Annotated in this window: 20 protein-coding genes; 6 read left to right on the top strand and 14 right to left on the bottom strand. The window is 53.1% G+C overall.

The window, feature by feature from the left end; translation table 11 throughout:
- Positions 1–531: a GNAT family N-acetyltransferase gene (locus HF324_RS25650; protein WP_168805681.1), complete on the top strand. Its 531-nt coding sequence runs from the start codon at positions 1–3 to the stop codon at positions 529–531.
- Here HF324_RS25650 and HF324_RS25645 read toward each other — a convergent pair.
- Both HF324_RS25645 and HF324_RS25640 read right to left on the bottom strand, forming a co-directional pair.
- Positions 523–846 (bottom strand): hypothetical protein, encoded by a 324-nt coding sequence (locus HF324_RS25645; protein ID WP_168861160.1) that lies wholly within the window; start codon positions 844–846, stop codon positions 523–525. The two genes, HF324_RS25650 and HF324_RS25645, sit on opposite strands and share 9 nt — an antisense overlap.
- Positions 847–1,025: 179 nt before the next feature.
- Positions 1,026–1,295, bottom strand: coding sequence for a hypothetical protein (locus HF324_RS25640; protein ID WP_168805677.1), 270 nt, complete (start codon positions 1,293–1,295; stop codon positions 1,026–1,028).
- A gap of 458 nt (positions 1,296–1,753) precedes the next feature.
- On the opposite strand from HF324_RS25640, the gene HF324_RS25635 reads away from it, so the two are divergent.
- Positions 1,754–2,359: a hypothetical protein gene (locus HF324_RS25635; RefSeq protein ID WP_168805675.1), complete on the top strand. Its 606-nt coding sequence runs from the start codon at positions 1,754–1,756 to the stop codon at positions 2,357–2,359.
- A gap of 287 nt (positions 2,360–2,646) precedes the next feature.
- On the opposite strand, the gene HF324_RS25630 is transcribed toward HF324_RS25635, so the two are convergent.
- From HF324_RS25630 to HF324_RS25590, 9 genes are all read right to left on the bottom strand, one after another.
- Entirely contained in the window at positions 2,647–5,112 is a 2,466-nt protein-coding gene (locus tag HF324_RS25630) for a YfhO family protein (RefSeq protein WP_168861159.1), read from the bottom strand.
- An 84-nt stretch (positions 5,113–5,196) separates the two neighbouring features.
- On the bottom strand, positions 5,197–6,735 hold the full coding sequence (locus tag HF324_RS25625) for a DHA2 family efflux MFS transporter permease subunit (RefSeq protein ID WP_168861158.1): 1,539 nt from the start codon (positions 6,733–6,735) through the stop codon (positions 5,197–5,199).
- Between the two features lie 30 nt (positions 6,736–6,765).
- Positions 6,766–7,506 carry an SDR family oxidoreductase gene (locus tag HF324_RS25620; protein WP_168805669.1) on the bottom strand — a complete coding sequence of 247 codons (741 nt, stop codon included), beginning with the start codon at positions 7,504–7,506 and terminating at the stop codon, positions 6,766–6,768.
- Between the two features lie 69 nt (positions 7,507–7,575).
- Entirely contained in the window at positions 7,576–8,160 is a 585-nt protein-coding gene (locus HF324_RS25615; RefSeq protein WP_168805667.1) for a TetR/AcrR family transcriptional regulator, read from the bottom strand.
- Between the two features lie 214 nt (positions 8,161–8,374).
- Positions 8,375–11,542: an efflux RND transporter permease subunit gene (locus tag HF324_RS25610; RefSeq protein WP_168861157.1), complete on the bottom strand. Its 3,168-nt coding sequence runs from the start codon at positions 11,540–11,542 to the stop codon at positions 8,375–8,377.
- The gene (locus HF324_RS25605) at positions 11,539–11,844 is read right to left on the bottom strand and encodes a DUF190 domain-containing protein (protein ID WP_168805663.1); all 306 of its coding nucleotides are present in this window, start codon (positions 11,842–11,844) and stop codon (positions 11,539–11,541) included. The genes HF324_RS25610 and HF324_RS25605 overlap by 4 nt, the downstream gene beginning before the upstream one ends.
- A 10-nt stretch (positions 11,845–11,854) precedes the next feature.
- Positions 11,855–12,703, bottom strand: coding sequence for an efflux RND transporter periplasmic adaptor subunit (locus HF324_RS25600; protein WP_168861156.1), 849 nt, complete (start codon positions 12,701–12,703; stop codon positions 11,855–11,857).
- Positions 12,703–12,909 carry a hypothetical protein gene (locus HF324_RS25595; protein WP_168861155.1) on the bottom strand — a complete coding sequence of 69 codons (207 nt, stop codon included), beginning with the start codon at positions 12,907–12,909 and terminating at the stop codon, positions 12,703–12,705. Before HF324_RS25595 ends, HF324_RS25600 begins: the two co-directional genes overlap by 1 nt.
- A gap of 8 nt (positions 12,910–12,917) precedes the next feature.
- Entirely contained in the window at positions 12,918–14,168 is a 1,251-nt protein-coding gene (locus tag HF324_RS25590) for a TolC family protein (RefSeq protein WP_168861154.1), read from the bottom strand.
- A gap of 370 nt (positions 14,169–14,538) precedes the next feature.
- Between HF324_RS25590 and HF324_RS25585 the strand changes: the two genes are divergently transcribed.
- The 4 genes from HF324_RS25585 to HF324_RS25570 all read left to right on the top strand — a co-directional run bounded on the left by HF324_RS25585 (position 14,539) and on the right by HF324_RS25570 (position 15,787).
- Positions 14,539–14,811 carry a hypothetical protein gene (locus HF324_RS25585; protein ID WP_168805657.1) on the top strand — a complete coding sequence of 91 codons (273 nt, stop codon included), beginning with the start codon at positions 14,539–14,541 and terminating at the stop codon, positions 14,809–14,811.
- Between the two features lie 68 nt (positions 14,812–14,879).
- Positions 14,880–15,131, top strand: coding sequence for a hypothetical protein (locus HF324_RS25580; RefSeq protein WP_168805655.1), 252 nt, complete (start codon positions 14,880–14,882; stop codon positions 15,129–15,131).
- Positions 15,132–15,156: 25 nt separating this feature from the next.
- Positions 15,157–15,546: a hypothetical protein gene (locus HF324_RS25575; RefSeq protein ID WP_168805653.1), complete on the top strand. Its 390-nt coding sequence runs from the start codon at positions 15,157–15,159 to the stop codon at positions 15,544–15,546.
- 70 nt (positions 15,547–15,616) lie between these two features.
- Positions 15,617–15,787, top strand: a complete 171-nt coding sequence (locus HF324_RS25570; RefSeq protein ID WP_168805651.1) for a hypothetical protein — start codon at positions 15,617–15,619, stop codon at positions 15,785–15,787.
- Positions 15,788–15,893: 106 nt separating this feature from the next.
- Here HF324_RS25570 and HF324_RS25565 read toward each other — a convergent pair whose 3' ends face one another.
- From HF324_RS25565 to HF324_RS25555, 3 genes are read right to left on the bottom strand one after another with little or no spacing between them, the layout of a single operon-like run.
- On the bottom strand, positions 15,894–16,493 hold the full coding sequence (locus HF324_RS25565; RefSeq protein ID WP_168861153.1) for a TetR/AcrR family transcriptional regulator: 600 nt from the start codon (positions 16,491–16,493) through the stop codon (positions 15,894–15,896).
- A 20-nt stretch (positions 16,494–16,513) separates the two neighbouring features.
- Positions 16,514–17,797, bottom strand: a complete 1,284-nt coding sequence (locus HF324_RS25560; RefSeq protein ID WP_168861152.1) for a TolC family protein — start codon at positions 17,795–17,797, stop codon at positions 16,514–16,516.
- Positions 17,798–17,845: 48 nt separating this feature from the next.
- Positions 17,846–20,965, bottom strand: coding sequence for an efflux RND transporter permease subunit (locus tag HF324_RS25555; protein ID WP_220101238.1), 3,120 nt, complete (start codon positions 20,963–20,965; stop codon positions 17,846–17,848).
- Positions 20,966–20,975: the final 10 nt, after the last annotated feature.

Here is a 20,975-nt window from a genome sequence, read left to right as displayed (position 1 = left end):
ATGAAGACTGATCTCATGGTGGCTGAACTGAAAGACGTCGACCTGCTGCACCAGGTTTGCACGACAGCCTATACGCAACATTTTGCAGACCATTGGGAACCGGGCAGACTGGCCTGGTACCTGGATATTTCTTTTTCCCCGGAACGGCTGCGGAAAGACATACTGGACCCGGATACAACTTACTACCTGATTTATGCGGAAAACCAACCGGCCGGCTTTGTGAAGCTGAATGACCGCCTCAAGGACGATCCGGACGGCCGCTTCGAAGAGGCGCTGGAACTGGAGCGCATTTACATGCTGCCCGTTTTCAAGGGCACCGGCATCGGCAAAACAGTGATGGCTGATATCGAAGCGATAGCACGGGAAAAACAAAAACAATCCATCGTATTATATGTGGTAGCTGCCAATGTACCGGCTATCCGGTTTTATGAACGCAATGGGTTCGGTAAGACGGGCGAAACAAGACTGGAGCTTTCGGGATTTAAAGAAGCCTTTAAACCGGCTATCATCATGCAGAAAAAGTTACACTGATTTTTTTGCGGGCTTCCATTTCATCCCGTTCAGCGCAAGGCTCATGACCTGTTGTGGCGTTACATTGAGAATGGCTGCCAGCTGGACACACTCTTCTATTTTCATTTTGTCAGGGCTGAACAGCTTTTTATGCAGGGTGGATTTGTTGAAACCCGCATCTTCGCTTAGCTCCGTAAGGTTGGCATAGTCCAGCAGCTCCTCAAAATTCCGGATGCCTGTATCACGGCTCTCCGCTTCACTTTCCCCGGAGAGTTCCCCAAGGCCTTTTTTGATCATGCGAGAAATGTTGTTTCTTCTTTTTTCGTCAATTCTCATTTTGACTTGCCGGTTTTCCCAAATTAACCGCACAATCTTTTTTATTGACCTAACTATCTACGTTATTGTGCTAATTGTTTATAAAATTGTATATTGTGTTCACGATTTTGACTTTTATTCACCAAAAACATGATAACTCTGGATGAGGGAAACCGTATATCTGGAAAAAAGAGAGCGACTTAGGAAGACTTTTTATGCATCTGGTTAAGTGCCAGTGTCATGATAACCTGTGGTGTCAGCCCGAATGCTTTACCCAACAAAATACACTCTTCAATTTTCATTAACCCGGGATTCATCAGTTTTTTATACAGTGTGGACTTGTGGATACCTACCGCCGTACCGACGGTGGTCATTGGAATAATATCATAGATGCCCCTGAGGTCTTTGATCTGACCTCCCTCAATCAGTGTGCGCACTGCCTCAAACCTGGGATCTTTTCCTTTTGCCATTTATGAATATTTCGGATGGGAAAATACATCTCATGGGGTTATTCTGCGGTTTATTATTACAATAATGACTTTAGTAGATATGAAATAGCATATAGTGTTTATAAAAATGACTATTTTTTTCTCAACACTTACGGTATACCAATAATCAGTCCACTGCAGTATGATTTCCCCTCAAATCATTGCGGCAATGGAAGATCCTTTTGACGACGACCATGATGGCTCTTTTAAATGGTTCATCATCTTATTCGTATTCTTTATGGTGCTGCTCTGGACGTTTGCCTGGATCGGCGCCAAACACTAATTACAAGGGTTTATCAACCATCCTGAGGCATTGTTTCTACAGTGCGCCTCACTATCTCAACAAATACATAATCCATTCAACGGCGGTGGTATCTACCACTGCTACTTTTTTAGGCGGCGAGTTTTTATATTTGTCCCGGTAAAATACCCTACTGACGATGCAGCAGACCTCCGGGCATGAAAGCGCGCCGCCGCCGGCAACAGAATGGTTTTGGGCCCCGGGACTGTTTTTCACGTTCCTGCTGGCCAATTCGGTATTGGGCCTTCGCCTGCGGGAAGGGCAGTGGGATAACCCGGTGAACCTGATCGGCTCCCAGCTGGTCATTTTCGGCTGGTGCTTCCTTGTCTGGCTGATCGCCGCCTACGCGGTACAAACAGATTACATACCCCGCTGGTTAAAATTGGCCGGTACCCTATGCCTGGCAGCTATTACCTCTGTGGCCATCTATTTTATCTCCCCGTTCGAAGATTTCCCGCTGGACGTTGTTCCTCACCGCGCCTGGGGCAGGGTATTGATCAGGCTGGTTTATCGCGCATTGCTGGTGGGCTCACTGATTTACCCGGTGGTATACTACCTGGCAGCCGCCCGGCGGCTGGCCATGGAAAAACTAAAAGTGGAAAGGCAGGAACGGGCGCTGCTGCAAATCAGAACAGCGCAACTGGAAGCGATGGTGGCGGAGCGTACGGCCGCCCTGGAAAAAACGATCGCTCAACTGGAACAGGCGCAGCAACTGCTGGCCGAAAAAAAATCGCCCGAAAAATAAACTACTGTGATCATCGTATACCCCTTCCCGTAGTAGTCCGGCTACAGCGGTTTAATACTATTGCTACAAATACGTATGCTCCTGCGCGTTACATTTGCCGTAAGCAGCTTCAGGCCGTTCAGCCATTGTTATGCAGCGATCGTCTGCTACCCTGTCATACGGGCGTGCAGATGGTGTGCCTGCCGGCATGGCGCTGCTCCCTGGTTCGTATAATCGGAATGGACAATAAACGGACAGTTTTTTTAACCTCGATGGCCGGGAAGACTTACCTTCCCGGCCATATTTTTTTACGAATGGCGCCTGCGCAAGCCCTCCCATAGCAGTCCCCCGGCTACCATCGCCAGCAACACCCAGGAAGAGACCGCGGCTACCTTACGGCCGGTAATGAAAGTCTGCGGCCGGAAGGCGAACGTAATCTCATGTTTGCCGGCAGGGACCTTTAATCCGCGCAATGCATAGTTCACCCTGATAATGGTTGCCTCCTGCTGATCGATATAGGCGCGCCAGCCGGCAGGGTAGTAGATATCGGAGAAAACGGCAAAACCGTCATGGCTGTTCTGACTGCTGAAATGCAGGTCGTTCAGGCCATACTTCGTCAGCGTAATAGCGGCGCTGCTGTCCCTGGCAGGGGTGAAGCCACCTGCCTGCGCCTGGAACCGGCGGTCAATCACTACTGTATCTGCGGGGTTAAAATCGTTCAGGGCGCTCATCTCGGCATCCGCATCGGGCGCCCAGTGGATACCCTTCACAAACCAGGCGTTGCCCAGCGCCTGGGGATTGAACTGCGCTACCGGTTGGTGGGTGGCCGGGTCCGGTGCAATGATGTACCGGGTGTTCAGCATATTGAGCACCGCACGGTTATTTTTGGCGATCTGGTGCTCTATCAGGTCCTGGTAGATCCACAGTTTGGCCGGGCTTTGTCCGCCGATGGACTTATGCAGATAAGAAGTGTTAGCATCGAGGAACGGGTTTACCGTAGCGTTCAGCACCCGGAAATAAGGGGTTTTGTCCTGAAGGATCTTTTCATCGGCAGCAGTGGGTGAAATGTAGGTCGCCAGCTGCTTAGGCTCCATAAAACTGTCTTCGTTCAGATAGTTTTTATCTACCTGGAACAGATCAAACAATACCGCGGCCGTTAGTATCAGCAGTGCCGGCAGGGCTTTCAGCCTGTCTTTGAGATATGCCCACAGTACCGCATAGGTGATAGCGATCAGCACCAGCGCCCGCAGCCCATCGCGCAGCAACAGGCTGCTGCGGTCTTTCCTGAGCGCGGCCATCAGCGTATTGCCGGCCTCTTTGCTGCCCAGCATCTGCGTGTATCGTTGTAACAGCGCCCCGTCGTTGGGACCGCTGAAGGAATAAATGAAAGGGCCGAAAACAGCCACGCCGATTACCAGTCCGCCGGTGATAACCGTCGCTTTCTGTAACTCCTGCAGCAGCTGCGTTTTGGGCTGCCGCTGGCTGATCAGCTCCTGCAATGCCCAGCAAGCCAGCACCACAAAGGATACCTGTACAATGACCAGCGCCATGGCCGGCGCCCTGAATTTGTTATATAACGGGAGATGATAGAACAGGAGGTTATTGAAGGCGCTGAAGTTATGGCCCCAGCTGATCAGGATGGCGAAGACAGCCACGCTGGCCCACCACCATTTATGCGGGCTTTGGATGATCAGTAATGACAGCACCGTTAACAAACAAATGATGACGCCCAGGTATACCGGTCCGGACGTCATGGGTTGCCCCGCCCAGTACAGCGGCCAGCGGCGGCCGTTGACCAGCTGTTCCGCCTGTACGGCAGGCACGCCCAGCGACGTGAGGGCTTTGTAGGTATGCGAGCTGACGGATAGTTTTTCTGCGGTAGAGTTGCCCACTACGCCGGGCACCAGCATGGTAAACGTTTCTCCCGGGCCATAGCTCCACTGGAAAGCGTATTCCACGTCGAGCCCGGGCTTGCCCTGTTGTTTGCTGCTCAGTTCAGATTCGCTGCCGCGGATAGTGTAACGGGTATATTCCTTTAATATCAGCAGGTTGTCCATATTGGGCAGGATGGCCAGTATCGCCGCTACCGCCAGTAATGCAGACGCTTTAAAGAACGCGGGCAATTGTTTTGCCCGGAGGGCAATAACAAAACTGCTGATGACCAATGCCGCCACCATGATCAGCGTGTAATAGGTGATCTGCAGATGGTTGTTGTAAATGAGCAGGCTGGTGGCTATCGCCGTTAAACAGGCGCCTGCCAGCCACCGTCCGCGATAGGTGAGGATGATGCCTGCCAGCACCGGCGCCATATATGCCATGGCCATCACTTTAGTGATATGTCCCGTTTCCATGCTGATAACGCTGAACGTGGCGAAGCCATAGGCGATGGCGCCCAGTATTCTTATCCAATAGCGGAAGTCGAGGATGCATAGCAACAGGTACATGCCCAGCATATTTACGAACAGCATGTCTGCCGGGTTGGGCAGCCAGAGGGTGAACAGCTTGTTGAGATACCAGACGGCCGTTACCGGAGGGCCGGTAAAGATCACATAGGTCGGCATGCCGCCAAACATGCTGTTGGTCCACATGGGTATTTCGCCGGTGCGGTTGTAAAATTCCAGCGCTTCCTGCTGCATGCCTTTGTGATGCATCATGTCTGACTGGAACAGGGCTTTCCCGTCGAGCAGAGGACTGCAAAACAGTAAGGCCAGGCCTGCGAAAATGGCGATGGCCGCGAGATGCCGCCACAAGATGTTCATCCGGTCGTTATTCATTATCGTTTTTTTTACCGGCGTTAGTGCCGGACGGGCGTTAAAATAATGAATTTGCGGGACCGGCGAAAATCTGTACGGAAGCTGTCAATGGTCCATCACGACGGCAGGTACGGTACCTTTCTTCCGGTTGCTGGCCACCAGCAACAACGGCAGCGATACGAGGAACACCAGGCCCATGACAAGAAAAGCATCGCTGAAACTGAGCAGCATGCCCTGCCGGGTGACGCTGTGGTCCAGCAGCTGTACTGCCTGCTGGTGGGCATGGGAGGCGGAAGCGCCTTTGCTTTGAAAAAACTGCGTATAGCCGTGCAGGCGATCATATACCAGCGGGTCTGACGGATCGAGATGGCTCACCAGGTCGTACCGGTGCTGTGCATTTCGTTTCGAGAGATAGGTGTTGATCAGCGCGATGCCGAAAGAACCGCCGAGTTGCCGCATCATATTGTTCAGCGCCGCGCCTTGCGGTATGTCGGCCGGCGGGAGCGAAGAAACGGCGAGTGTGGTGAGTGGTACTGTCATCAGCGCCATTCCCACGGCGCGCCATATCAGCGAGTTGCTGATGGCAGAGGCGCTGGCGTTCTGGTTGAGCTGCGACATCTCCCAACTGAAGAAGATGAACATGCCCATGCCGGCGAAGATGAGGTACAACGGTGAAAGGCCGCGTTGTAACAGGCGCGCGCTGATGACCAGTCCGCCGATAGCCAGGAAGGCCCCGGGCAGCAATAACGCGCCCGTCTGCAATGGCGTGAAATTGAGCAGGCGCTGGGCAAACACGGGTGTCAGGAATACGGAGGCGAACATGCCGGTGCCCGATATAAATGTGAGGGCGGCACCTACGCTGAGGTTCCTGCTTTTTAACACCCGCAGGTTTACTACGGGGGCGGTTATACGTAATTCCCACCAGATAAAGACAGCGATGCCGAAAACGGCGATCACGGTTAACCAGACAATATAGGCGGCTTCGAACCAATCGTCTGTTTCGCCGCGTTCCAGCACGGTTTGCAGCGCGCTGACGCCGACCGCCAGCAGGATGATGCCGGTCCAGTCAATACGGGTTTGTGATGCCTGCCGGGGTGGCTCATCGAGGAGCAGGTAACAAACGAAGGCCACCAGTATACCGATCGGTACGTTGATGTAAAAGATCCAGGGCCAGCTGTAGAACTCCGTGATATAGCCGCCGAGGGTGGGACCGATGGTGGGCCCCACGAACACGCCTATCCCGAAGATGGCGCTGGCCACGTTTTGTTTTTCTTTCGGAAACTGCCGGAACACGATCACCTGCGATACAGACAGCAGTGCGCCGCCGCCGATGCCCTGCAGGAAGCGGAAGAGTACCAGCGTCCAGATGCTGGTGGCCTGTCCGCACATGAAGGAGAAAAATGTAAACGCCAGGATGGAGCCGATGTAATAGTTACGTTGCCCCAGCCGCGCCGCCAGGAAGCTGGTGATGGGAATGATGATCACGTTGGCGATGGCGTAGGCGGTGATCACCCAGGAGGTGTCTTCCAGGGTGGCGCCGAGGTTGCCGCTCATGTGCGACAGCGCTACGTTGACGATGGAAGTGTCTATCAGTTCCATGATGGCCGCAGCAATTACCGCGGCCACCAGTATTTTACTTTTCATACCGATTGGTATATTTTGTGGCGAAAAAAATCAGCGGTTGCGGGCATTCACCGCCTGCAGGGCATGTGCAGGGGAGGTGGACTGCAGCAGCTGCCATACATCGCGGGTTTGACCGATATGGATTTCGTATTCGTCGTTTTCCAGTGCCTGCATAAAGCCGTCGGCCACCTGTTGGGGCGGAATACCTTTTTCGCCGCCGATGTCGCGGGAGAAGTCGGTGTTGACCATAGGAGGCATGAGTTCAAATACCCGTACAGGCGCTACCGCTATCCGCAGTGACTGTGTGTAGGAGTGGAGCGCGGCTTTGCTGGCGGCATAGGTGGGCACGGCCACAAACGGCACCAGTGCGGTGACGGAGCTGACGTTGACGATGGCTGCTTCCGGCTGGCGCTGCAGCGTGGGCAGCAGGTATTCTGTCAGTTGCAGGATAGCGAGATAATTGGTTAGCATTTCGTCGGCCGCCTTTTCGAAAGCCCGCGCTGTTTCGGACAGCGCGTAGGCATGCGCCCTGCCGGCGTTGTTGATCAGCATGTTGAGCTGCGGATAATCCTTTTGCAGGGTTTGTACCAGTGCCTTTACCTGCACGTCTTTGGTGACATCGCATACAATGGGAATGAGCCCGGGGGTGCCGGCCGCCGCTTGTTCCAGGCGGGTGGCATCCCTGCCGGTGATGATCACCCGGTTGCCTGCCGCCAGTAATGTTTGTGCCAGTGCCAGGCCTATGCCTGCACTGCCGCCGGTAATCAATACCGTGTTACCTTTTGTGTTCATATAGTTTGTTTATACCGATCGGTATATTTTTAAATAAAAAAATAGCCAAATAGAAAAATAACCCAATGGTCAGAGATCGTTGATAAGCGTTTCGAGTGATTGCATAATGGCATTGCGGTAATGGATCTTGCCGGTCAGCTTGGTGATCATGATGCAGCCTTCTATCATGGCGATGATGGTCAGCGCAGCCTGTTCGGGATTGGTTTTCGGACTGAATTCACCCTGACGGATGCCCATGGTGATTTCATGTGCCACGCTGTCTTTCCATTTGCTCATCGCTTCGGCGGCGCATTGTTTCAACGCGGGATGCGTGTCGTCGGCCTCTGTGGCGGTGTTAAGGATAGGACAGCCGCCGGAAGGGAACGGATGTTTCAGGAAATTCGTATATACATGCACGTAAGCAAGCAGCCTGTCGCGATACGTTTCCTTTTTTGCTTTTTCCTGCCGGATAATATCGGTCACCTGGCGGATGTTGTACTCAAATGCCGCCACCGCCACTTCGTCCTTGTTCGCGAAGTTGCCGTATATGCTGCCTTTTGTCAGCCCCGTGGCATTGGTCAGATCTGTCAGCGAAGTGCCGGCATACCCCTTCTCGTTGAACACAGGAGCGGTCTTTTCCACGATAAACTGCTTCGTTCTGGCTGCTTTGTTCATATCCCTGATGTTTGAGGATACAAAAATATACCATTTGGTATAAAATGAAAAATCTTTTTTAGCCGGGAGATGATCGGGGTGATGAGGGAGCTGTCGCGGTGGCCCGTTGGCCGTAAAGGCGCTGACAACCATAGCCAGCCGGTGGAAAAGCAGCCCGGCGTCTCCCTGAAGCCTGATAAAAGCGGGGGTAAACAAAAAAGGGCTGACACCATGGTCAGCCCTCGCTTGTATAAAATAATGCCGGGTCATTCGGCGGGTTCCTGTGGTGGCTGCGGCTGTCGCTTTTTCTCCACCCAATAGTACAGCGGGGGATCACCACCGGGGTAAACAGCAGGGTGAAGGTAAGTCCGCCGATGATCACGGTGGCCAGCGGTCTTTGCACATCGGAGCCGATACCGGTGCTGATGGCGGCAGGCACCAGGCCGATGATGGCTACCATGAGCATCATCATGATGGCCTTGAACTGGTCTACGGCCACGCGTTGCACGGAAGCGCGGAGGGTGAGGGGCGACTTGTACATTTCACGGTTAAGCGCCGATACCAGCAGTACGCCGGCCATCACGGAGATGCCGAAGATAGACACAAAGCCCACGCCGGCAGACACGTTGAAGTGGTAACCGCGGAGGAACAGCGCCACGATGCCGCCTGCCAGCGCCACCAGGATGCAGCTCATGGTCACGAACGTGTGTTTCATGCTTTTAAACAGCATAAACAGGAACACGAACACAATGACGATGGTCAGCGGAATGGTGAGCGACAGCTGTTTGCCGGCGCGTTCCAGGTTCTCATACTGACCGCCGTAGATAATATCATAGCCCTTGGGCACATGCACGCTTTTGTTGATTTTTTCCTGCAGCTCTTTCACAAAGGAGCCCTGGTCGCGGCCTCTCACGTTGGTGCGCACGGTGACCATCCGTTTACCGTCGATGCGGTAGATGTTGGTCTGCCCGTCGATGAACTGTACGTCCGCCAGCTGGTCCATCGGAATCAGCGCGCCGGTGGCGGCAGGCACCTGCAGGTTGCGGATGGCTTCCACGGTATTCCTGTCCTGCGGCAGGTAGCGGATGATGATATCATATCGTTTGGTGCCGTCGTATAATGTACCGATCGGTTTACCGCCGATAGCGGCTTCTATCATTGCCTGAATATCGCTCACGTTGATACCGAAGCGGGCGGCGTTTTCGCGGTTGATATTGATGGCCAGCTGGGCCTGGGTGCCTTCCTGTTCAATGTTAACGGAGGCGGAGCCCTGCGTGGCTTTCACGATGGCAGCGATGCTGTCGGCTTTGGGCCGCATGAGCGCCAGGTCGTCGCCTACGACGGAGATAGCCAGGTCGGCGGCGCTGCCGGTCACGATTTCCATTACCTGGTCGATGATCGGTTGACCGGAGTTGAAAGAGGTACCGGGGATATTTTTCTCCAGGTCTGCCTGTATGCGTCGTACCAGTTCTTTTTTCGTAATGGTATCGCTCCACAGTTTATAATCCTTGAGGCCTACCAGTATTTCCGTACGGTTGGTGGGGAAGGGGTCGGTGCCGTCGTCGTTGCGTCCTGTTTGTGTGATCACGTATTTCACCGGGGGGTAGGAGGAAATCACCTTGCGGATGATGGGCGCTATCTTGGCGTTTTCCTGGATGGTGACGCCAGCGGGCATGAATGCGCGCATGAAGATGGAGCCTTCGTCCAGCTCGGGCAGGAATTCCGTTCCCAGTTTACCGCCGAGGCCTATCATCAGTACGATGAGCACCGTAGCGATAATAACCGTTTGCCGGTGGAAGCGGAGGAAGAAATTGAGTGATCGCTGATAGAGATGTTCCAGGAAGTCCAGCACACGGTTGCGGTGCTCTTTCATGGGTTTGTCCGACGCCAGCGCTTTCCTGTAGGCATAGGAGATGAGCACTGGTATGAGCGTGAGTGCGCAGATCATGGCGCCTATCACCGCAAAAGCGAGTGTGAGGGCCATGGGAGAGAAGAGTTTGCCTTCCACGCGGGTCATCATCAGTATCGGCGTATAGGCGAGAATGATAATGGTGACGGAGAAAAATATTTCGCGGCCTACTTCCTGGGCGGCGGAGAGCGTGATGCCGATGATGCCGCTGGCTTTCTCCTGTGGCGTGGCGTTGCGGTAGCGGCGTATCAGGTGTTCTGCCATGACGCAGGCGCCGTCTACGATGATGCCGAAGTCGATAGCGCCGAGTGACAGCAGGTTGGCCGGAATGCCTGTCAGCCGCATAAGGATGAAGGCAAACAGGAGCGAGAACGGGATGGTGGCGGTGACCACCAGCGCGGAGCGGATGCTGCCGAGGAAAAACACGAGTATGATCACGACGATGCTGACGCCCATAAAGAGCGTATGTGCCACGGTTTCGAGGGAGTGGTCGATCAGGAAGCTACGGTCGTAGAGTACGCGGAGCTTAACGCCTTCAGGCAGTTCTGTTTCCGTGAGCTGCGCCAGTTTTTCCTTGAGGGCTTTGAGCGCGATGCTGGGGTTTTCGCCGCGGCGCAGCAGGATGATGCCTTCGGGGGAGCCGATCTTGTCGATCCCTTCGTCGGGCACAGCGTAGCCCATCACGCCGGAAGGCGGCGGGGGCGCCGTTTCCACGGTGGCCACGTCTTTTACATATACAGGTACGCCGTTGACTGCCGTGAGTACGATGTTGCGCAGGTCTTTTTCCGACTTCACGGCACCGAGGCCTCTGACCGCAAATCCTTGTCCGCCGCGTTCGATCACGTTACCGCCGGTATTGAGGTTGTTTTTCTGTACTGCGTCGATAACGGATTGCAGCGTGAGATTGTACTTACGCAGTTTATCGGGGGAAGTGAGGATGTGAAACTGTTTGAGTGGCCCGCCGAAGTTGGTCACGTCGGCAATACCGGGCACCTGGAGGATGGCGGGGCGTATCACCCAGTCCTGCAGGTCTCTCAACTGCATGGGCGTATAGTTGGGCGGGGCTTCCACCACGTAGCGGTAAATTTCGCCTACGGCGGTGGTGAGCGGTGCCAGTTCAGGCGTAACGCCTTCCGGCAGGGAAAGGGAAGAGAGTCTTTCTATCACCTGCTGCCGGGCGAAGTAGTCGTCGGTGCCGTCCTGGAAGGTAAGCTGTACAACAGAGAGGCCGAAGATAGTACGGCTTCTGCGGTCCAGTACGCGTGGTACGTTGTTGAGCGCTCGTTCTATGGGGATAGTCACCTGTTGCTCCACTTCTTCAGCGGCACGGCCGTCGAAGGGCGCCACGATGATCACGTTGGTATCGGCGATGTCGGGGTAGGCTTCAATTTTCAGCTGGGTAAAACACCAGTAGCCGATCACCGACAAGACCACCGCGCCAATGATGACCGCCCAACGGTTACGTAAAGAGAATATCAGAATGTTACGGATCATGCTTCAAATTGATCTACGTGATGGGTAATAATAAAGCCTCCTTTATAGGTGCTTCTCAGCAGGGTGAGTACTTCCCGTACTTTATCGTCTTCATCGATGAGGGTGATCATCATGGGAGGTTCGTCGAAAGAGAAGATTTCATCCGGGCGTTTCATGCGCTGGTGGACGCCGAAGCCCATGACACCGCGGTATACGGTAGCTCCTTTAACGTTGTTGTTCATCAGCAGCTGCATGATGTATTCGTACAGGGGGCGGGTACCGTACATGTCGTCTTTGTTGATAAAGATTTGTGCCTGTAGCATAGCTGTATTTTTAGTAGCCGAATGAAATACCTTTTAACTGCATGGAGCCGTCTGTCACCACCTGGTCGCCGGGCTGCACGCCGGTGAGCACCACCATGCGGTCGCCTACCTGGGCGCCGGTCATCACTTCGCGGCGGATGAAAGTGCGGTCGTCTGTTTTCACGAAGACGTAGTTTTTACCTTGTACGGTGACTACGGCGGCGCGGGGCACGGAGAGGGTGTTGCCTTCGCTGACGCCGAATTTCACGGTGGCGTACATGCCGGCGCGGAGTTTATGCTGGATGTCCGCAACCGTGATCCTTAGTTTCACCATGCGGGTGATGTTATCCACCACTTCGCCTATGTTTTCGATGATGCCGGTAAATGTTTCGCCGGGATAGGAGTTGAACTGCAGTTGACAGCTGCTGCCTTCCTTTACTTTGGTGATCTGGTTTTCCGGCATTTCGCAGATGAGCCAGGTTTTATCTGCTTTGGCGGTGACGAGCGACTGGGGGTCGAAGCCGGCCAGTTTCAGTTTGGACTCATGCTCGATGATCGATGTTTTTTCGTTGGCGAGGTCTGTTTCAGCAATGGCCATGTCTGTTTGTGCAGAGATGAGGTCTGTTTTGGCGTCGGAGACGTCTTTGCCGGTGCCGGCGCCGTGTTCGGCGAGGTCTCTGAAGCGGTCCAGTTCTATTTGTTTCTGCGCGGCGATGGCTTTTTTCTGCCGGATGATATTACCTTTTTCCCGGATGCTGATGATGTGCTGCAACATTTCGGTGTAGCTGGCGGTGATGTCCGGGTTGTCGAACAGCACGATGTTCTGGGAAGCGTTTTCGTTGGAGCGTACTACGGTGGCGGCTACGTGTGCGGGCGCCATCAGTTCGGCGTTGAGATCGCTCTGGGTGACTTCCTGTGTTTTAAAGAAATGCAGGGTAAGGCTGTCGGGGGTAGTTTGATGGTACGTCCGCTGTCTTCCACCACGGTTTTGGCGGCGGCTGCGGGCTTGTTTTCATGGTGCTGTCCGCAGGACATCGCCAGCCATGCGATGCTTGCTATTGATAAGCCAAAGGCAGTCTTTGTCATCTGTTAAGTTATAGTTGATTAATCAATCCGGTTACCTGTAATAATTGGAGGTAGCTTTTACGGTAGTTGTACAGTGCGTCGTAGTACATTTTCTGGGTATCGAACCAGGTCCGTTGTGCGTCCAGGAAATCTATGATGGTGGTGCCACCTTTCGTATAGGCGTACCTGACCGATTGCAGGATATTATCCGCTTTGGGCAGGATGTTTTTGTATTTCTCCACGGTCTGCTGGTTGACCTGGTAGGTATGCCAGGTGGCCTGTACTTCTGTGCTGACCTGTTGCTGCAGGGCTGACAATGACTGTTCAGACTGTTGCAGCAGTATCCTGGATTTTTTTATTTCGCCCTGGTTGCGGCTGAAGAACGGCAGTTCGATAGTAGCGAATATGCCGAAGTAGGGGACGGTATTTTGTGGGTTCCAGATGAAGCCCAGTTCGGGGCTGGGGATGGCCAGCGACCGTTGCAGGGAGATGTTGCTTTTCGCGGTGGTGATGGTAGCCTGCGCCTGTTGTACGTCGGGGCGTTTGGCCATGGAGAGGGACACGAGGTTGTCCAGCTGCTGCGTCATCTCCAGGGAGGTAACGGGGTCCTGATCGTCGATGGTAAGGCTGTCGGTCTGCCCGGTGAGCAGTTTCAGGTTTTGCAGTTCGTTGCGGTAACGTTGTGCTGCGTTTTGGTATTCGATCTGGTATTGTTCCAGCAGAAGTTGGGTACGAGCCAGTTCGCTGGAGCTGATCACCTGGTTTTTCAGGCGTATTTCCTGTGTTTTCACAAGGCTGTCCACGTTCTGTCTCGCTTCCACGATCAGTTCGAGGTTGACCTTATTATACCATACGTCGAGCCATTTGTTGCCTGTTTCGGTGAGTACGCCTCTTTCCGTGTCGGCATAGGCTTTTTCGGCGACCGTCACGTTACCGGCGGCGAATTGTTGTTTGTATTTCCGTTGACCTGCCAGTTGGAACTGTTTGGTGAGCTGCCACCAGTACTGGTTGTTTTTTCCGTTATAGAACCGGCTGTCGGGCGCCCATTGCCGGGCGTCTGTCAGGTGCAGGGTCTGGTTGTTCAGGACCGGGTTGGGCCTGAGCCGTGCGGTGACCACATCGCTTTGGGCGATGGCCGTGTTAAGGCTGGCCGGTTTAAGGAAAGGGTTGTTGTTTCTGGCGGCATGGAGTGCACCTGGCAAGGTAAGGGTAGTCTGTGCCCCTGATACCAGTGGCAGGCCTACCGTGCACGAGAAAATAAGAAAAATGGCGTAACGCATTCCTGATTGTGCTGTTTGCTATAGATAATTACTGTTGTGTTGCGGTTTTTGTTCAAATACCGGTAATATTACCTTGCCGGTAAGAGGTTTTGTCCACTGGCCTATCTGTTAAATCGGGGGGCAAGATAGGGAATATCAAAGGATGAGAAGGGAAGGAGCACCTTAAAATTCGCTTAAACAATTTAGGTGGCCATCCGGATGAAGTACAATTTTTTTGGGCGTACCCCTTAATCCCGTATATTTGTAAAGTAACCCTGTTTGTAAATATTTATATTGATATTCTTCCGTTTCGCTTTATGTATAATTCATTGATTATTATTTGGTTTTAATTTTTGTAATTAATTATTATTCATTATTTAAAAGCGTTACGATGGAAAAACGACCCTACAAGTATTTCGGGACCATGGCTGAACATTTTCAGCAGATCGAAGAGATGTTCGAAAAAGAAAGACGACGCATTGCCACTTTTACGAAAGAAGAGGCTGCGCAGTATTTAAAAGATGCAGGCGTATATCATTTGTTGGTTGGCCCGGAAAGAAGAACTCCCTGGCGCAAAAAGAGTACCCGGCGTAAGCAGAAGGAAGCGGCTCAATTGAAAAGGTTAAGGCGGAAGGTATTTATTGGTACCTGGAACATTGTTTGAAAAATGACTTTATACGCTCCTGTGAAAGAGAACTGTGTAAACTATTGACTAACCATTTAAGAGAAAATATGACAGAAAGACCTCAATACAGGCATTTTAGCACCTGGGCCGAACATTTTCAGCAAATGGATGAAATGTTTGAAAAAGAAAGAAGGCGTATCGCGGCTTTTACGAGAGAAGAAGCAGACCAGTTTCTCAGGGATGTGGGAGTCTATCATTTATTGGTAGGTCCAAAAAGGAGGAATCCCTGGCGAAAAAAGAGCGCCCGGCGTAAGCAAAAAGAAGCAGCTCAATTAAAGCGGCTCAAACGGCGTAAATAAATTGTTTGTACCCTAAAACCATTGTTTGAAAATGACCCGAATAATCTCCGATTCGATGTATGCCGCTGTGCCCGGACTGATCATCGGCTTTCACGGTTGTGAACGTTCCCTACGGGATGATATCATTAATGAGCGAAAAAAGCTTCGCTTCAGCACCGGAAAGTATGAATGGCTGGGGCACGGTATTTATTTCTGGCAAAATAATTATGAACGTGCGCTGGATTTCGTCACCCATCCGCCAGACGGGAGGAAAATAGTGCGTCCTGCTGTGCTGGGTGCCGTTATTGATCTCGATCATTGTTTGGACCTACTGGATACAAAACACATTCGAAATTTGAAAAGTGGCTTTGAAATGATGTTAAACGCTGCCTTGGGACGTGAAGAAAAGCTCCCCCCGAAACAGAAACAAGATTGATGCTGACAATTTACGGGACAAAGTCATTCGCGAACTGGATTGCCAGGTGATTGAGTATGTACACGAGAGAATGCGTGAAGACAAACTGAAGCAATACGACTCTGTCAGAGGCGTTTTCATCGAAGGCACTCCCATCTACGAAGATGCCGGTTTCTACGACAAAACACATATCCAGATTTGTATCCGCAACCCTAATTGCATTAAAGGGTTCTTTATTCCGCGGCAGGAGGAACAGTGGTGATAACTGAAAGGCCGCTGCGACAGGCGGCGGCTTTTTCAGCCTTATTGGTATTACCGGGGGGCAACGGTAAAAAAGGAAGCACCGGTAGATACCAGTGCCCCTGGGTTTAATTTACCTGTTTCTCATAGATCAGTTTCATGCCCTTCAGGTTCACCAGCCCATGGAGATAAATAATATTCAACTCCCGGCAGGCGCTGGAAATAGGGCAGTCCGGTGGTATCCTGTCTTCCATGACCAGCTGCAAAGGGGTGAAGTACAGTTTTTCCAACAGTACCAGGTCAAGGTTGCGGCGGTACACATCTTCCTTCTGCCCCCGTTGGATATTCTGCCGCAGGAAGACCGCCAGCGGTCCTTCGCGGAACTGTACCACACTGTCCCATATGGCCGGATACAGCTCCTGTAAGTCACGGAAAAAAACCGGCTGTGTCGTCTGTACCACCCTTTCGGATACACGGAAAAAATTGCTCATCTCGATGACGGCGCTGGAAGAGATGTGCCGGTTGAATGACAGGTACCGTTCCGTTTTTTCCAGCCAGGTGTGTATAATACGGGCTACCAGGCTTTCTTTGCTGTTGAAATGTTCATAGAAGCATCGTTTGTGGAGCCCGCAGTCCCGGGCAATTTCGTCTGTGCTGGTAGCCCGTATCCCTTTCCGGGCAAAGAGGGAAATACTGCTGTCGAGCAGCTGATGCCATTCTTCTTTCATACAACATTGTTTTATGTAGGTTAATGCAAAGTGCCGGTTGCTTTTTTGTATGCCGCTTCCTGTATCCTGTATTCTACCTTACTGTCAATAGTGCTGCTGTATGCCTGTTGCCATATCGTCTGTGCTTCCAGCACGTCTTTGCCGGTAATGGTGCCTGCCTTGAGGCGGTCGTTGGCCAGCTTGAGATTTTCGGCGGCCTGTTCGAGCGACAGGCGCGAGGTGCGGATTTTTTTCACGGACTGGTTCAGCGCCAGGTAAGCCTGCTGTACTTCCAGGTCCACCAGCTCTTTGGTATTGTCCAGCTCCTGCTGACGGGCGGCGATCTTCATGGACTGTTCCTTTACCTTGCCGGCTTTTTTACCCCAGTCGAAGATGGGAACGCTGATACTGGCGAGGCCATACCAGGAAGCCATCAGGTCTTTGCCGTTGCTGATGTTCACTTTTTTACCGGCGGTACCTAGCCCGGAAGCGCTCACGCCGAAGGTGGGCAGGAAATCGGCTTTCAGCAGCTTGCGCTGTAGCAGCTCCACTTCCAGCACCTGGCGGAGCAGCCGTATCTCGGGCCTGTTTTCCGCGGCAGTGGCCAGGTCCTGTGCCGCCAGCCCGGGGAAGTCGCCACTAACGGAGTCGGCTACGTTAAAATCGGTCTGCCCGGGCATGCCTGTCACCTGTGCCAGTGCCAGTTTGGCCATCACCAGTCCGTCGTGTGCCTGGTGGAGCTGCAGCGAGGCTTCGTTGAGGTTTACTTCCACACGCAGCAAATCATTCTTATAGATAAGCCCCGCGTCATAAGCGTTTTTCAACTCCCGCTGTAAGCCCTGCAACATCTCCTGGTATTTTTGGGCAAGGATGATCTTTTCCTTTACCTGCACCACCTGCCAGTAGGCTTTATTGACATTGAACAATACTTCGGCGGTGGAAAGCGCTTTCTGTTCCTGTTGTATGGCGACGCCTTTGGCGGCAGCGGCTTTGCCCAGCTGTATTTTCCCCCCGGCATAGATGGGTTGGGTGACAGACACGGAGGCGGTGCCCGCGTACTCGGGGATCATGCCGTTGAGCGCGCCGCCTATTGGTTTGCCGAGGTAGATGCCCATCACGGAGCCGTCGATAGAAGGGTAGGCGCCGGCGTTAGCTGACTGCACGGCCGCATTGGCAGCGTCCACCTGGTACTGTGCGGCTTTGATCTTTTTATTTTGTGTGACCGCCATCTGCTGGCAGTCGGCGATAGTGAGAACGGGCGGCTGCGCAGATGCCTGTTGTACGGCCATGGCTGTTGCCAGCGTGCATATGATTCTGAAGTTCATGCGTATCTTTTTTACAGGCAGGCGGCGCCACGGCCGCCTGCGGATAAATTAATGGGCCGGTTTATACATGATTTCCGTGTCGTGGTCCGGTGCTACCACCGGTGCGGGCGCCGGGCGTACAAACAGGTAGTACAGCACGGGCACAACAAACAGCGTCAATATCATGGACACGATCAGGCCGGAGGCCAGTACACTGCCCAGGGGCGCCCACAGCGGTGACTTGCCGATGATCATCGGCACCACGCCGATAGCGGCAGCCGCCGATGTCAGGAAAATGGGACGCATACGGCGTTTGGCGGCGGCGAGTGCAGCTGCTTTTATCGTATAGTCGTGGTCGCGGACCAGCTCATCGGCATAGTCTACCAGGATAATACCGTTACGTACCACAATGCCGATCAGGCTGATAATGCCCATGAAGGCGGTCATGCCCATCGGGTTGCCGGTGAGATACAGCCCGAGGAACGCTCCCAGCAGGCTTAATGGAAATGTGGCAAGGATGATCAGCGTTTTACCGAAGGTTTTGAACTGGAACAACAGCGTGAGCAGGATCAGGACGAGGCTGGTGCCCAACGCTTTGCCCATCCCCGGCGCATTCTCACCGGAAGATTCCGCGTCGCCGCCATACTGTATACGGATGCCGGCAGGCAGCTGCAGCTTTTCGATTTCGGGTTGTGCTTTCTTTAGTATCTCTGAGGCCATAATGCCTTTCTGTGCTTCGGACAATACGGTGAGCGTACGCAGGCCATTGCGGTGGGCTATCACACCGGTATGCCAGGAGGGTTCCAGCGAGGCTACTTCCTTCAGGGGCACCTTAGCACCGTACAGGCTGTTGAGATGCAGGTTGCCCAGATCGTTGAAGTCCTTGCGGCTGCCGGCTTCCATGCGCAGAAAGATATCTACCGGTTTATCGCCTTCCCATAGTTGGGATACGGCAAAACCTTTGAGGCCGGCGCCTATCGTCTGTGTGATCAGCTGGTTGGGCACGCCCAGCCTGGCCGCTGCATCTTCTTTGATATTCAGGCTCACACCCAGGTAGTCGTCTTCATAATCAGACCGCACCCAGTTGGTGCCCGGGGTACGCTGCAGTATCTCTTTCACCTGCTCCGCCACCTTTTTCTGGTCGCTCAGGTTGTCGCCGATAACGCGGACGGCCAGCGGAGAACCTTCCTGCATGCTCAACTGCCGCAGGCGTATGTTCCCGTTAGGGATGAAGTTCTCAAACTTCGGGAGGTATTCTTTCACCAGTTCATTGGTGGCATCGCTGCCGGTGGTGGTGATGAACACCTGTGCGAAGTTCCGCCGCGGCATCTCCGGCGCATAGGTTACGTTAAAACGGGGGGAACTGGAACCCACGAAGCTGGCGATGCCGGTCACCCGCTTGTCTTTCTGCAACGCCTGCTCTACCAGTTTCACCACCCGCTCTGTCTCTTCAAGGGATGTGCCGTTGGCCATCCATATTTCCGCATTGAATTGTTTGCTTTCACTCAGCGGGAAAAACTCCTGTTTTACTTTCCCTGCCAGTACCACGGCAATGATAACTGCCGCCACGGCTATGCCCACGGTTGTTCTGGGATAACTAAAAGCTGCTTCAGCAGCGATGTTGAAGCCGTGTTGCAGCCTGTCCAGCAGGCTTTTACTTTTTTTGGCGGTGCTGACTTTATGTTTTAATCCTTTTTTGATGAACACGTAGCAGGTGTACGGCGTGAGCAGCAAAGCCACGGCCATAGAGGTGATCAGCGCTACGGCGACCGTCACCGGAAGGGCGGCGATGAAGTCTTTGGATATGCCGTGCATAAAGAGCGCCAGCGGTGCAAAGGCGAAGATGATGGCCAGCGTGGCGGTAAAAATGGGGAGCGACAACTGTTTGGCGGCCTGCCAGGCGGCTGTCCAGGGCGTGATGCCCTCATCGAGCTTTTCGATGTAGTTGTCTACCACTACAATGGCATTGTCCACTACCATGCCCAGTACGATAATCAGGGCGGCCAGCGTTACCTGGTGCAGCTCTATGCCCATGATGTTGATCAGCCCGAAGGTGATCAGGATGGAGATGGGAGCGGCGAGGGAGGATACGGCGGCTACGCGTAAAGGCAGCAGCAACATCACCACGATGATCACGGAGGCGATAGCCAGGCCGAATTCTTTCATAAAGTGCCGGATGCTTTCACCCACCACTTCCGGCTGGTTCACGATGGTCTTGATTTTTACATCTGGTGGCAGTTCCTGTCCGAGTGCTTTCAGCCTGTCTTCCACGAGGTGACCAAACTGTACGATGTTATTGCCCGGCTGCATTTCAATGGCGAGCATCATTACTTTGTCTTCACCGATACGGATAAACGAAGCCGGTTCTTCATAGCGCCGCTCTATGCGGGCCACGTCGCGCAGGCGTACCACCGTGCCTTGTGGCGTGGTATAAATGATTTGGTTGCCCAGGTCGTCTGCTGTTTTGTACCGGCTGTTGGTGAACACAGGGAAGGTGTTGGAGGCAATGGTCATCTCGCCGGAGTAACCGGTAATGTTTTGCATCTGCAGCGTCCGGATAATAGTAGACAGGTCAAAACCATACTGCTGCATTTTCTGATCGTCGATTGTTACATAGAGCTGTTGCTTCTGGCCACCGGATCGGTTTATTTTAGACACTTCCGGAATAGTCTTGAGCCCGTCTTCTATTTTATCCAGGTATTTTTCTATTTCTGCGTAGCTGCGTTGGGGGGAAGACACGGTGATGATCTGTGCTGTTACGTCACCGAAGTTGCTGTTCACTACCGGGCCTATTACGCCTTGTGGCAGTATTTGCGGGGCGGCGCTGTTAAGGCCGTGTTGCAGGGTGCTCCAGAACTTCTTCCGGTCTTTGATGCTGGTATGCAGTTCTACGGTGATGAAAACCTGTCCGTCTTTCGTTTGTGACTTGGTTTTCTCTTTGTTCACTTCTTCAAAGGAGAACAGGTATTGTTCAATTTTATTGGTCACCTGTTTTTCCATCTGCACTTCGTCGGCGCCCGGATAGAAAGCATATACCATGGCTGTTGGCATATCTATCTTTGGGTTCTCCGCCCTGGGCATGTTCAGGAGGGAATAAAGCCCCAGCAGCAGTAACAGTGCCACCACAACGATGGTCACCTGTTTGAACTGCATGGCCGCTTCTATGAAACTTATTTTTGCTTTTTTCATACTTCCGTTG

Source organism: Chitinophaga oryzae, assembly GCF_012516375.2.
In the GTDB taxonomy this organism is placed as follows: domain Bacteria; phylum Bacteroidota; class Bacteroidia; order Chitinophagales; family Chitinophagaceae; genus Chitinophaga; species Chitinophaga oryzae.
Note: the sequence above shows the minus strand (reverse complement) of the source record. Positions and strands in the feature narration are given on the sequence as shown.

Excerpts from the sequence above, each read along its gene's own strand:
- HF324_RS25650 (WP_168805681.1), top strand. The coding sequence starts at position 1 with ATGAAGACTGATCTCATGGTGGCTGAACTGAAAGACGTCGACCTGCTG.
- HF324_RS25645 (WP_168861160.1), bottom strand. The coding sequence starts at position 846 with ATGAGAATTGACGAAAAAAGAAGAAACAACATTTCTCGCATGATCAAA.
- HF324_RS25640 (WP_168805677.1), bottom strand. The coding sequence starts at position 1,295 with ATGGCAAAAGGAAAAGATCCCAGGTTTGAGGCAGTGCGCACACTGATT.
- HF324_RS25635 (WP_168805675.1), top strand. The coding sequence starts at position 1,754 with ATGCAGCAGACCTCCGGGCATGAAAGCGCGCCGCCGCCGGCAACAGAA.
- HF324_RS25630 (WP_168861159.1), bottom strand. The coding sequence starts at position 5,112 with ATGAATAACGACCGGATGAACATCTTGTGGCGGCATCTCGCGGCCATC.
- HF324_RS25625 (WP_168861158.1), bottom strand. The coding sequence starts at position 6,735 with ATGAAAAGTAAAATACTGGTGGCCGCGGTAATTGCTGCGGCCATCATG.
- HF324_RS25620 (WP_168805669.1), bottom strand. The coding sequence starts at position 7,506 with ATGAACACAAAAGGTAACACGGTATTGATTACCGGCGGCAGTGCAGGC.
- HF324_RS25615 (WP_168805667.1), bottom strand. The coding sequence starts at position 8,160 with ATGAACAAAGCAGCCAGAACGAAGCAGTTTATCGTGGAAAAGACCGCT.
- HF324_RS25610 (WP_168861157.1), bottom strand. The coding sequence starts at position 11,542 with ATGATCCGTAACATTCTGATATTCTCTTTACGTAACCGTTGGGCGGTC.
- HF324_RS25605 (WP_168805663.1), bottom strand. The coding sequence starts at position 11,844 with ATGCTACAGGCACAAATCTTTATCAACAAAGACGACATGTACGGTACC.
- HF324_RS25600 (WP_168861156.1), bottom strand. The coding sequence starts at position 12,703 with ATGGCGCCCGCACACGTAGCCGCCACCGTAGTACGCTCCAACGAAAAC.
- HF324_RS25595 (WP_168861155.1), bottom strand. The coding sequence starts at position 12,909 with ATGACAAAGACTGCCTTTGGCTTATCAATAGCAAGCATCGCATGGCTG.
- HF324_RS25590 (WP_168861154.1), bottom strand. The coding sequence starts at position 14,168 with ATGCGTTACGCCATTTTTCTTATTTTCTCGTGCACGGTAGGCCTGCCA.
- HF324_RS25585 (WP_168805657.1), top strand. The coding sequence starts at position 14,539 with ATGGAAAAACGACCCTACAAGTATTTCGGGACCATGGCTGAACATTTT.
- HF324_RS25580 (WP_168805655.1), top strand. The coding sequence starts at position 14,880 with ATGACAGAAAGACCTCAATACAGGCATTTTAGCACCTGGGCCGAACAT.
- HF324_RS25570 (WP_168805651.1), top strand. The coding sequence starts at position 15,617 with ATGCGTGAAGACAAACTGAAGCAATACGACTCTGTCAGAGGCGTTTTC.
- HF324_RS25565 (WP_168861153.1), bottom strand. The coding sequence starts at position 16,493 with ATGAAAGAAGAATGGCATCAGCTGCTCGACAGCAGTATTTCCCTCTTT.
- HF324_RS25560 (WP_168861152.1), bottom strand. The coding sequence starts at position 17,797 with ATGAACTTCAGAATCATATGCACGCTGGCAACAGCCATGGCCGTACAA.
- HF324_RS25555 (WP_220101238.1), bottom strand. The coding sequence starts at position 20,965 with ATGAAAAAAGCAAAAATAAGTTTCATAGAAGCGGCCATGCAGTTCAAA.